This is a genomic window from Bacillus sp. DTU_2020_1000418_1_SI_GHA_SEK_038, from assembly GCF_032341175.1.
Taxonomy (GTDB): domain Bacteria; phylum Bacillota; class Bacilli; order Bacillales; family Cytobacillaceae; genus Cytobacillus.
The window spans coordinates 1032041-1044073 of the sequence record NZ_CP135435.1 but is presented as its reverse complement, the minus strand read 5'-3'; the positions used below and the strand labels follow the sequence as shown (position 1 = coordinate 1044073).

Annotated in this window: 10 protein-coding genes; 2 read left to right on the top strand and 8 right to left on the bottom strand. The window is 39.7% G+C overall.

Annotated features, from left to right (window positions below; all coding sequences use genetic code 11):
• Positions 1–10: 10 nt before the first annotated feature.
• The 6 genes from RRV45_RS05200 to RRV45_RS05175 form a co-directional block, all read right to left on the bottom strand.
• On the bottom strand, positions 11–871 hold the full coding sequence (locus RRV45_RS05200; protein WP_315667712.1) for a DNA-3-methyladenine glycosylase family protein: 861 nt from the start codon (positions 869–871) through the stop codon (positions 11–13).
• Positions 872–1264: 393 nt separating this feature from the next.
• Positions 1265–2062 (bottom strand): delta-lactam-biosynthetic de-N-acetylase, encoded by a 798-nt coding sequence (gene pdaA / locus RRV45_RS05195; RefSeq protein WP_315667711.1) that lies wholly within the window; start codon positions 2060–2062, stop codon positions 1265–1267.
• 123 nt (positions 2063–2185) lie between these two features.
• Positions 2186–3733, bottom strand: coding sequence for a fumarate hydratase (locus RRV45_RS05190; RefSeq protein WP_315667710.1), 1548 nt, complete (start codon positions 3731–3733; stop codon positions 2186–2188).
• 366 nt (positions 3734–4099) lie between these two features.
• Positions 4100–4285, bottom strand: coding sequence for an SE1561 family protein (locus RRV45_RS05185; RefSeq protein ID WP_315668936.1), 186 nt, complete (start codon positions 4283–4285; stop codon positions 4100–4102).
• 141 nt (positions 4286–4426) lie between these two features.
• The gene (locus RRV45_RS05180) at positions 4427–5125 is read right to left on the bottom strand and encodes a GNAT family N-acetyltransferase (protein ID WP_315667709.1); all 699 of its coding nucleotides are present in this window, start codon (positions 5123–5125) and stop codon (positions 4427–4429) included.
• A 17-nt stretch (positions 5126–5142) separates the two neighbouring features.
• The gene (locus RRV45_RS05175) at positions 5143–6252 is read right to left on the bottom strand and encodes a mandelate racemase/muconate lactonizing enzyme family protein (RefSeq protein ID WP_315667708.1); all 1110 of its coding nucleotides are present in this window, start codon (positions 6250–6252) and stop codon (positions 5143–5145) included.
• Between the two features lie 104 nt (positions 6253–6356).
• Between RRV45_RS05175 and RRV45_RS05170 the strand changes: the two genes are divergently transcribed.
• Positions 6357–7616 (top strand): HTH domain-containing protein, encoded by a 1260-nt coding sequence (locus RRV45_RS05170; RefSeq protein WP_315667706.1) that lies wholly within the window; start codon positions 6357–6359, stop codon positions 7614–7616.
• Positions 7617–7665: 49 nt separating this feature from the next.
• Here RRV45_RS05170 and nhaC read toward each other — a convergent pair whose 3' ends face one another.
• Entirely contained in the window at positions 7666–9090 is a 1425-nt protein-coding gene (gene nhaC, locus RRV45_RS05165) for a Na+/H+ antiporter NhaC (protein ID WP_315667705.1), read from the bottom strand.
• Positions 9091–9327: 237 nt separating this feature from the next.
• Here nhaC and yfkAB point away from each other — a divergent pair, with 237 nt between their 5' ends.
• Positions 9328–10452 carry a radical SAM/CxCxxxxC motif protein YfkAB gene (yfkAB, locus tag RRV45_RS05160; RefSeq protein ID WP_315667704.1) on the top strand — a complete coding sequence of 375 codons (1125 nt, stop codon included), beginning with the start codon at positions 9328–9330 and terminating at the stop codon, positions 10450–10452.
• A 565-nt stretch (positions 10453–11017) separates the two neighbouring features.
• Here the strand turns inward: yfkAB and RRV45_RS05155 are convergent.
• Positions 11018–11836 (bottom strand): YfkD famly protein, encoded by an 819-nt coding sequence (locus RRV45_RS05155; RefSeq protein ID WP_315667703.1) that lies wholly within the window; start codon positions 11834–11836, stop codon positions 11018–11020.
• Positions 11837–12033: the final 197 nt, after the last annotated feature.

Below are 12033 nucleotides of genomic sequence, written 5' to 3'. Positions count from 1 at the left end.
TCACTCCAGATTATTCGATGCTTCTCCATAAATAAAGAGAAGCATAGCTTAAGTAAGGTTCCCAGCCTTTTGAGTAAGATTCCATTTCTTCTAAAGCTGGTTTTGCTTCTAATTGATATAATTTTTTTAATGCATTTTGGATGCCGATGTCTGCCACTGGAAAAAGATTCGGACGGCCTAGTCCAAACATGAGGAAATTTTGAACAGTCCATGGACCAACTCCGCGCAGTTTAATTAATTGTTTAAAAACATCCTCATCTGATTGCGTTTTTAATTCATCAAAGTTTAGATTACCTGCAATTACTTCCTTTGCAATTCCAATAACATATTCAGCTTTGCGTCCGCTGAACTGAAGCTCACGAAGATCCTCGACAGTAAGATCGGCCACTTTTTCCGGCAGCGGGTAGAACCAAACGCCCTCTTTTTCAAATCCAAATGTTTTGACAAACCGCTCTGTTAACGTATGGGCAAAGGACATATTCAGCTGCTGATGGATAATGCATTTTAACAAGCAGTTATAGGGAGAAAAATCGAGAACAATGGGTGTGCCATGATGCTTTTCAAAGATTTCTTTAAGATCCGTGTTCTTAAAATGATCGCTAATCATTTCAAGAGGCACATGCCATTGAAAAATTTCCGCTAGTCTTTTATCGGCTTTTTCCTTATACTTTCCCTCTGTCCCCTCAATGATAAATTCTGGTTTTAAGGTTGTTCCCACTGCTGTTACTCTTGCAACTAGCGGTTCGCCTTCTATCAGCAGCGGCACTTTTACCGATCGATTGGCTATATCCACTTGATTAAGCGGGTCGATGGAAAGCCTGTCCAGTACAAGATCAAAATTGTAAGGGCCTTTTATTTGTATTGTTTCCAAGAATGATCCGTCCTTTAACCATTTTTCCGTAATTATAGCATTTTTCGTAATACTTTAGCTAAAGCTGTACTTGGAAACATAAAAAGACCCATTATTGGGTCTGATTTTTTAACATATCCTCCACTTTCATTGAGATATCCGCGACTTTTCAAATATATCCGCCAGTGCTGCTGTTTATCGGTCAGTTCCACCATTATATTAGCGACTACCTGGTTTTATCGGCGACTTTTCCATTATATCAGCGATTTCCTGGATTTATCGGCGACTTTCTCATTTTATCAGCGACTTCCTGGATTTATCGGCGACTTTCTCATTTTATCAGCAACTTTCCAGATTTATCGGCGACTTTCGCTTTATATCAGCGACTCCATTAATAAATCTGCTAGCCCCTTTTCAGTAAAGCATTCTCTCCTCAACCCCCTTACTCATCATCAAATCATCCAAGCTTTTAAACGTATAGCCCCTCTTTTTCAAATCCACTATCGCTTTTTCCAATGCATCGGCATTGTCCTTTGAAACGGTATGAAGCAACAATATGGCTCCTGGATGAATTTGTTTCATGATGTTGTCATAGGAATATTGCCAGCCTTTTTGCTGATCCACAATCCAATCTTTAAAAGCTAAAGACCAAAAAACATGAGTATAGCCATGTTGTTTAGCCACTACAATCGTCCGTTCGCTAAAAATTCCGCGAGGCGGACGGAGGTACGTCATATGTTTAATCCCAGTTAGCTTTTCCGTTCCCTCACGAACCATTTCTAATTCCTTAGCAATTTTCCCATCACTAATAGTCGTCATGTCTGGATGATGCCAGGAGTGGTTGCCGATAATATGACCTTCATTAGCCATTCGTTTGACTAGATCAGGTGCAGTTTTTAAATAATGCCCCGTAATAAAAAAAGCTGCTGGAACCTTTTCCTTCTTCAATACATCTAAAACTTTTTCCGTATAGCCATTTTCATAGCCATTATCAAAAGTTAAATAAATTTCTTTTTTAGTTGTATCCCCTTTATAGTAAGCACCCAGCCTTTCGAGCATATCATCTAATCCCTTGCCAGCATCGGCAGGCTGTTCGTTTGATCCTTTTTTAAAACCCCAGTGAATCGGAGAATTGGCGTAGTTGGCATTAACAGTTGGCGAAAAAGCAAATAATAAGACACTTAGGATGATCAGATGTTTAAAAAGTTTCATCCTCACTCCTCCTCTATTTTTTCTTATTGTTTGTGCCGTTTTGGAAAAACATTCGCTCCATTCCATGCCAATAAACTCCATAAAAAAAGCCCTAGCCACGTAAATGACTAGAGCCGTACAATATTAAAATACACGCTCTTTAAATTGAGCTAATTTTTCTAAAGAAGATTTATCTACATCAGCATGCAAGCTGTTTCCGTGTGAATCCATCGTTACTACTGCAGTAAAGCCTTCTACCCTTAGATGCCACATTGCTTCTGGAATACCAAATTCCATCAAATCAACGCCTTCAACATCCTTAATACAATCCGCATAGTACTGAGCCGCACCGCCGATTGCGTTTAAGTACACACCGCCATGCTCTTGAAGGGCTGCTAATGTTTTCGGACCCATTCCGCCTTTTCCGATAACCGCGCGGATGCCAAATTTTTTCATAATGTCTCCTTGGTAAGGCTCCTCACGAATACTTGTAGTTGGTCCAGCAGCCTTCACATGCCATTTGCCTTCAGTATCCTTCAGCATGACAGGACCACAGTGGTAAATAACTTGGCCATTTAAATCAACTGGTGCATCGTGTGACATTAAGTGATGATGAATCGCGTCACGGCCTGTGTACATTCTGCCGTTAATTTGAACTACGTCTCCAACTTTTAAGCTGCGAATTTGTTCTTCTGTAATTGGAGCTTGTAAAGTAATCACTTCAGCTTTTGTCTCTGCAGCTGCCGCTGTTTCTTTTTCAGCCTCAGTTGCAGCGAAATCGATGTTTTCGCCTCCTTGGTACATCCATTCGTTGATTTCACCTGTTTCAGCATTTACAGCAACACCTAAACGGCGGAATGCCCAACAGTTATAAGCTACAGATACGAAGAAGCTCGCAGGAATACGGTTCATTACTCCAATTTTACAGCCTAAAAGGGTTGTTTCCCCGCCAAATCCCATTGTACCGATTCCAAGCTTGTTGGCATTTTCCATTACATATTCTTCAACCTTGCGAAGATCTTCATTCGGATTTACATCATCGTTTGATCGGAATAACTGTTCCTTAGCAAGGTCATAGCCTGAAGAACGGTCCCCTCCAATACCAACGCCGATAAAGCCTGCGCTGCAGCCTTGTCCTTGTGCTTGGTATACAGAGTGCATAATACATTTACGAATGCCATCCAGGTCTCGGCCTGCACGACCAAGTCCTTCAAGCTCACAAGGTAAGCTATATTGAATGTTCTTATTTTCACAGCCGCCCCCTTTTAAAATAAGGCGAGCATCAATATAGTCATTTTCCCATTGATCAAATTTAATAACTGGCACGCCTGCTCCAAGATTGTCCCCGCTATTATCCCCAGTAAGCGAGTCAACTGAATTTGGGCGAAGCTTTCCATCCTTCGTAGCTTGTACAATCGCATTTCTGATTGCTTCTTTCATTTCAAGCTGGTTTGCCCCAACAGGCGTCTTGATTTTGAAGGTTGGAAGACCTGTATCTTGACAGATCGGTGAAACATTATCATCGGCCATTTTTATATTATTTGTGATTGTCGCTAAACTCATGGCTGATCTAGTTCCAGCACTTTCGTTTTCCTTCGCAGCCTGAATTGCACGGCGTACGTCTTTTGGAAGCCTTGTTGATGTTTCAACAATCAGCTGATACATACTCTCTTGAAACTTTTCGATATTCATCCTCGTTCCCCGTCCCCTTTTCGAGTATATCTATTTTTTCAATCAAATGATAATAATTGCCGTCTATATTATACTCCTATCCAGAAGGTATTTAAAGATAAAGGTTTTAATCTGTTATAGGAAAACGTGCCCACTGTTGGATGATTCCAAGTTTTTGTTTTCTTTTTGGAAGATGGGAAAATTAGCGCCCTTTGTTTCCTCTTTTCAGTTTTATATTCGAAAATTATGAGTCTTCCAGCCCTTTGTTTCCTCTTTTCAATTTTATTTTTGAAAAATTGGAGTCTTCTATCCCTTTGTTTCCTCTTTTCCATTCTTTTTATGAAAAACAGGAAACTTCACGCAAAATAAAAAGAGCCAAATGGCTCCTTAGTTATCACGATTATTAAACTCGCGGCATTTCGATTCAATGTCGTCAATGATTTCGATTAGACGGTCAATATCATCAATATCAGCCTCTTCTGGCTCAATAGCATCCAGTACATCAAGAAACATATTTAATCGCTGTTTTAAAAATACCACCTGGTTATTTTTATCTTGTATCGGACTTCCCAAAACGTTCTCTCCTTTCATTACGTTACCATCCTACCGAAAAATTCCTCATTTCGCAAATTGATTTTACTAATTAGTATGTCCTCTAAGCAGTATTTTTTCAGGCAGGTAAAATAATGGCAAGCCCGAAAAGGACGACTTAAATTAACGTTTATACTCCACCCACAGTTCTCGATTCCGATCTTCCATCCGAATGCCTCTCCAGCCTTCAGCCAGCTTCGATTGCTGTGCAGCTGTATCCACCATTGGAATAAACAAGCTCTCGCTCCAATCAAGCTCAATAGTTTCCCCTAAATCCTTCACAAAAATATAACGTAAGCTGCCGCCATATTTCTCTTTCAATGCTGCGATCATCATGCCTTGTGAGAATTTATCCTTTAAGCTTGGAATATTGAATGGGGCTACGGTACAGCAAACATACCTATAGCCATGATCATTCTTTGATAATTCCTTCATAATCAACCCAGCCAACGTTTTCTGCAGCTGATTTCCGCGATAATCAGGTAGAACATTTGAGATTTCCTGATAAATAACTTTTGGCAGCTCAGATTCACCAAGACCAATATCTAACCCTAAGTGCTCTTCATCCATAACAGGCACCAATAAAGCACGAAAAGCAATTAGCTCTCCACCAACAAATGCTCCAATCATCATTCCGTTGCCTTCTAGAATATATTGAAACTCTTCCTCAGTTAGCGGCTGAAGTGTAGTTTTTCCATTTAGATGTGAAACCACTTTCTCCTGCACTTCCAAAATTCTCCCTAAATCCGCCATCGTTAAAGGCTGGACAACAAAGGGAATCGTTCCGCCATCTTTAATTAGCGTTCCTTCATAAATATGCATAACCTAAATACCACTCCTTAGCGAACTACTTCCTGTCTGACGGTTAATTCATTTAATACTTCCTCATTAATATCCACACCTAATCCAGCTTTTTCCGTTAAGCGGATAAATGGTACATCATAATGCAGATTGCCGATATCCTTTGAAAATTTCAATGGTCCTGTAAGCTCAACACTAGTAATCACTTTTTTGGAAAAAGCAACATGGAAGCCAGCTGCTGACCCAACTGAGGATTCGACCATCGATCCAATTTGACACTCGATTCCAGCAAGTTCTGCTTGATGTGCAAGCTTGACCGCAGGATAAATGCCGCCGCATTTCATCAATTTAATATTTACTTTATGGGCTGCACGCTTTTGGATGATCTCAAGCATTTCGCGCTGTCCTTTTAAGCCTTCATCAATCATGAGAGGAACTGTTGTTTTCGCATTTATTTCAACCATTCCATCTATATCATCAGCCACAACCGGCTGTTCTACCCAATCTAAATTGCAATCACGCAATTGATTTAATGCGACAAGAGTGTTGGCACTATTTCTCCAGCCTTGATTCACATCAACCCGAATCGCAATTTCTTCCCCAACCTTTTCACGAACAGCTTGGATGCGCTCGACATCCTTTCTAATATCAGTTCCCACCTTCATTTTAAAAGAACGATATCCTTGATCTAGCATTGCTGCTGCTTCTGAAGCCATCAGCTCAGGTTCTGCAATACTTAAAACATGTGTAATCGGGAACTCATTATGATAACGTCCGCCGATTAGCTGATAAACCGGCTGCTGCATTTTCTTCCCCATAATATCAAAGCAGGCAATATCAATAGCAGCTTTAGCTGCTGGTGCCCCATAAATTGATTTATTCATAATGTCGTGAATTTTCTCGATTTCCATTGGATTTTGACCAAGAAGAACTGGAGCTAATGTATTCTTAAGGATTTCATAAACCCCCTGCAAGGATTCTCCTGTTACATGCTCATCAGGAACTCCTTCCCCATATCCGACAATCCCTTCATCTGTTTCAATCTTAACAATAACAGAAGGCATATCATTGTAAGAATGATAGCTGACGACAAATGGTACATGAAGCGGGAAATGAATTGCGTGAAGATGGATAGCAGTAATTTTCATAATTTTTTCTCCTTTTTTGTTTAAGATTTTCAAATAATTTGATATAGTTGTCGTTAAATAGTCGTTAATTTTTAAAAATAAAATTCCCCTTATAGAGGTGAAACATGCAAACAAAAATAGCGGTCATCGGTTCAGCTGAATTTTTCGAACGGATTCAAGCTGTTTCGAATCAAGTCTCAAATATTGAATTAGAAGGCTATATTTATCAACAGCCACAGGAAGCAGAGCATTTAATAAAGCAAATTAAGCCTTGTGATGTAGTCTTCCTATCAGGGACATTGCCATACCTATTTTCAAAAAAACATCATGATCAATTACCAATCCCTGTCCTCTATTTGGCACAGGACGAAATGACGATTGCCTCTACCCTGCTTGCCGCATTATATCATAAAAATATTGCATTGAATCGCATTTCAATGGATTTATTTGATGCTTCCATTGTTTCAAATGTCCTTGATGCGGTTGATATTAAGACAAGCCCCTTGCATGTTAGAGACTATGAGAATATTTTACAACAAGAACCATATAATTTCGATCAGCTTGTTTCCTTTCATCACTTATTATGGATGCAAGGCGAAATCGACTTAGCGATTACAAGCGTACACGCCGTTTATGATCAATTAATCCTTCAAGGCGTTCCCGCCATTCGGATGGCTGATCCTAAGACTGCCTTGATTCGCGGTCTGCAAGATGCGAAGGCAAAAGCTGAATATGTGAAAAGCCAAGCCTCCCAAGTGGCTGTCGGCTATATTTCAGTTGATTTACCTAATGAACTACAAAGGAAATATCTTGATGCTTTTGCACATGAGATCTATGCTACTGTTCAACAAATAAATGATTCCCAGTATATTTTATACAGCACCCGAGGGGACATTGAGTCTATGAAGCCAGATGACCTCAATGGATTATTTTCAAAAACTCTGAAAAGTGCCGTTGGCTTTGGCTATGGTGCCACCATGAAAGAAGCTGAAAAAAACGCCATGATTGCATTAGGCTTTGCTGAGAAAAATGAGAGTGAACACTGCTGCTATATTTTAACGGAGAAAAAGGAACTGCAAGGACCTTTTCCACAAATGAATAAAGGGCAAAAACTCGTAAATGATCACCCTGATTTATATCTGATCGCACAAAATGCAAAATTAAGTCCTGCTAATCTTTCGAAAATCATTGAATTTTCTAAGGTCAGTCATCATTTTACTTCAGCTGATCTGGCAGATTTTCTTCAAGTCACAAGACGTACAGCGGAAAGAATGATAAAAAAGCTTTCTGATCATGGATACATTCAGATCGCCGGCGAGGAAATGACCTATCAGCAGGGTCGTCCGCGCTCCTTATATAAACTGAATATCCCGATTTATTTTTAAGGAAAAAAGGAAAGTTCTTTATTACGGAACCTTCCTTTTTTTATTCATATTACCCCTTCATTACTAGCTCATCTTTTTTCTGAAGCTCAAGCTTTTCTTTATCAGTTAGTTTTACAATAGAGAAGCCTGTAAATGCAAAGATGATCGAAAGAATTGGCACAACAAAGTTCAATATTGCGTATGGAGCATATTCAAATGTATGAACACCTAGCGTTCCAAGAATGAAAACCCCACAAGTATTCCATGGAATAAACACGGAAGTTAGCGTTCCGCCGTCTTCAAGGGCACGTGAAAGGTTTTTCGAATGAAGTCCCTTATCCCGGTAGGCTTTTGCAAACATACGTGATGGAATAACGATTGAAATATACTGCTCCGAACAAGACGCATTTGTAGCAAAGCAAGATACAACAGTTGACGCTACTAAGCTCTTTGCTGACTTAGCTAGTTTCAAAATTTGCTTTACAATTGCTTCAAGCATGCCCGTATTTTCTAAGATTCCCCCAAATGTCATGGCTACGATCGTCATGGAAACTGTGTACATCATGGAATCCAAACCACCGCGGTTAAAAAGGTTGTCTACCATTTCATTGCCAGTGTCAATCACAAATCCGCTTTGTAAGGCAGCAACCGCATCGGCAACATTTCCGCCTTGTACGAAAATCTGCGCCAAGAATCCTAGTAAAATACCAATTATTAATGCAGGTATCGCCGGGACTTTTTTAGCTACAAGCACAATAACCAGAACAGGAACTATTAATAGGAATGGAGAAATGACAAAGCTGTCCTGCAGAACCTGGATAGTTTGTTCAATACTTTGTGAATCCATTGCACCATTTGCAAATTTTCTTCCTATAATCGCATAGGCTGTTAATGCAATTATAATACCAGGGACAGTTGTGTAAAACATATGTTTAATGTGAACAAATAAATCAGTATCCGTCAAACCTGCTGCTAAGTTAGTCGTGTCTGAAAGCGGTGACATTTTATCGCCAAAATAAGCACCAGAAATGATCGCACCCGCAATCATTGGAGCAGGAATTCCCATACTTAATCCAATTCCCATTCCCGCGACTCCAATGGTACCCATGGTTGACCAGGAGCTTCCTATTGCCAGTGAAACGATACAACAAATCACACAGATAGCTACAAGAAATAATGATGGCGTAATAATCTTTAAACCGTAATAAATCATTGTCGCAACTATTCCGCCGCCAATCCAAGCCCCAATTGTCAGACCCACAAGCATAATGATTACGACTGCCGGAAGCGCGAGGCGAATCCCCTTGTACATCGCCTCTTCAATATCATTCCATTTATAACCTGCGCGCCATGCTACGATTGCTGCAACAGAAGTTCCAACAATTAATGGAATATGCGGTCCCTGTTCAAGTACAATAACAGCTACTGCCATAACCGCAATCATCACCACTAGCGGTATAATGGCAAGGCCAAAAGTCATCTCCCTTTTTTGCATCGGTTATTTCCCCTTTTTTTCGTTTTTCCAAACATAACTAATTATTCGACTATTTCTAATTGTCGTTAAATAGTCGTTAATAGGGTAATAATAAACTGTTTGAGGCATTCCGTCAAATTATTTTTTATAAAAATAACCAAATAATTTTAGTCATTTTATTATATTGTTAGGCTTATCTTTGACATAAGAGCAATTTATTTTAAAATGAGAAAGGATTTAATTATAAAGGAGAGCGCGATGAAAACTAAAATGCTGCAAATGATGCCCGAAAATGACCAGTGGGAAGCTTATCGGGATATCGATGAATACGGAAGGCTAACTCTATCAAATATAGAATTTACGACAACAGTCTTATGCAATATGCGTTGTGAGCATTGTGCGGTTGGGTATACGTTACAGCCTAAGGATCCAGATGGACTGCCAATTGATTTATTGCTAAAGAGGCTTGAAGAGGTTCCGTCATTGAGGGCTTTAAGTATTACTGGCGGAGAGCCTATGTTGTCTAAGAAGTCTGTGGAAGAGTATGTAGTCCCCTTGCTCCGATATGCACATAATCGAGGGGTCAAAACGCAGATCAACTCGAATTTAACACTTGAACTAGCTCGATATGAGGCGATTATTCCTTACTTAGATGTACTTCATATTTCACATAATTGGGGAACGGAAGAAGAATTTATTGAAGGCGGCTTTGCCATGATGGAACGGAAGCCAACGTATGAGCAAAGGGAAAAGCTTTTTAGGCGCATGATTGAAAACAGCCAAGAGCTCGTTAAAGCAGGTGTGATGGTTTCAGCTGAGACGATGCTAAATAAACGGACCTTGCCTTACCTTGAAAAAATCCATAAGCAAATTGTCGAAGAGATGAAATGCCAGCGCCATGAAATTCATCCGATGTACCCATCGGATTTTGCTTCCAATTTAGAAACGCTGTCATTGGATGAGATTCGTTCCGCGATCCATCATTTATTGGATATCCGCGATGAAAACACTTGGATGCTATTTGGCACCCTTCCTTTTTACGCATGCAGTGGGAATGAAAAGGATTTGGAGCTGTTGACACGCTTATACGCAGCGAAAAATGTAACTGTTCGAAATGACCCAGATGGCCGCTCCCGCTTGAACATTAATATTTTTACAGGTGATGTCATTGTAACGGATTTTGGTGACACGCCGGCACTAGGGAATGTCGAAACTGATCACCTCACGGACATTTTCGATAAATGGCTTGACACTGATCTAGCCCGATCATTAAATTGCCACTGTCCTAAAGTCCGCTGTCTTGGACCTAATGTATTGGTGAAAAATAGTTACTATCAGGGTCTTGATTTTATGAATTTAAAAAGTAAAATACCTCAGCTTTAATAGGGATGAGGTGGATAAGGGTCCATAAATCTTTTATAGTAAGGGTTTTGGACTCTTTCCTTTTAAAACACGCACTATGATCCGTTCATAGTAAGCGTTTATGATTCTTTCCTCTTTAGACACGCGCCATGACCCTTTCATAGTGCGCATTTTTAAACCTTTCCCCTTAAAACACGCACCATGAACCTTTCATAGTGAGCGTTTTTAAACCTTTCCCCTTAAAACACGCACCATGAACCTTTCATAGTCAGCGTTTTTATACCTTTCCTCCTTAAACACTCACCATGACCCTTTCATAGTGAGCGTTTGTAAACCTTTCCCCCTGAAACACGCACCATGAACCTTTCATAGTGAGCGTTTGTAAACCTTTCCCCCTGAAACACGCACCATGACCTTTTCATAGTGAGCGGTTTTAAACCTTTCCTCCTGAAACACGCACCATAGACCTTTCATAGTCAGCGTATTAAATTCGCACCGGCGAAAAAACGCACTATGAATTAAAATTAAATAAACCCGCAGAAATGCGTACCGAGGTACACACCCCCACAGGTTTAAATGAAGTTATTTACCTCGGCCTCTCCGATGCGAAAAATCCGAAGGACACATGATCCTGAATTGGAATCCATGCCCCTACTCCTTGCGATGTTACATTTTTAATAATAATCATTTTCTTATTTCCTTTTAGCATTAAGTAGACTTCCCCGTACGTTACTTTTCCTTTTTCGTTAATGGCTGGGGCATAGCCGTATAGATAGCCTAACCTTTTCGGCGGGATATTGTATTTATGATCCTTTTTTGTTCCGGCTCCAATTATGGTTTCAAAGGAAAGGGAAAGTCCTGACTTTTCCATTGCCTTTAAGAGCATCATTTTTTTGACATCTTCTGTGTTTGGAACTTTGGAAGTTAGGCCGCCTCTTATCATTTTCTGAGCTTCTTGGACGTAGTGGATCTGATATGGTGCATTTCCACCACGGTTATCGAAATAATTTGTGTTAATCTTTTGATACTCCCAATTCGGGGAGGTTTCAGATGATTCATAATTTAACGGCCACTGCCCCAGGTATATGATCGCCCGATAACCAATAGCAAATGGAGTGCTATTAACGGTCGTCTCGTTTAACATCCGGATTAAATCTGGATTTTCAATTTTGACCTTAGATGTTTCAATTAAGCTTTGTGTTAATTCACTTGGCTGCAGTTTGGGCATATCCTGTGCAGGGTTAGGATACGTATTTTCCTTTGTGATCGTCAAAACAGAATTTGGCACAGCAATGATTTTCTCAGATGGACTCGCTTTTTCCTCATCCATTATAGCCGCGGCTTCATTCTGAAAAGATAGCATAAATATTAGACCTATGATTAAGATTGACATATATTTTTTCATGTGAGACTCCTTTCAAATCACTATCTCATTCGATTTGTTTATAGTTTTTTCGGAGTTCATGCATATTATCCATTTTGAAAAAAAATTTATCAGAACCCCCTTGTAAAATTAATTTGTAACATTAATGTAATGTTCTGAATATTTACAAATATTAAAAACATATGTATAATAAACTTACTTTCAAGTAAAAGGAGGGC

Coding starts and splice junctions, on each gene's coding strand:
- yfkAB (WP_315667704.1), top strand. CDS start 9,328: ATGAAAACTAAAATGCTGCAAATGATGCCCGAAAATGACCAGTGGGAA.
- RRV45_RS05155 (WP_315667703.1), bottom strand. CDS start 11,836: ATGAAAAAATATATGTCAATCTTAATCATAGGTCTAATATTTATGCTA.
- RRV45_RS05180 (WP_315667709.1), bottom strand. CDS start 5,125: ATGCATATTTATGAAGGAACGCTAATTAAAGATGGCGGAACGATTCCC.
- RRV45_RS05170 (WP_315667706.1), top strand. CDS start 6,357: ATGCAAACAAAAATAGCGGTCATCGGTTCAGCTGAATTTTTCGAACGG.
- nhaC (WP_315667705.1), bottom strand. CDS start 9,090: ATGCAAAAAAGGGAGATGACTTTTGGCCTTGCCATTATACCGCTAGTG.
- pdaA (WP_315667711.1), bottom strand. CDS start 2,062: ATGAAACTTTTTAAACATCTGATCATCCTAAGTGTCTTATTATTTGCT.
- RRV45_RS05175 (WP_315667708.1), bottom strand. CDS start 6,252: ATGAAAATTACTGCTATCCATCTTCACGCAATTCATTTCCCGCTTCAT.
- RRV45_RS05190 (WP_315667710.1), bottom strand. CDS start 3,733: ATGAATATCGAAAAGTTTCAAGAGAGTATGTATCAGCTGATTGTTGAA.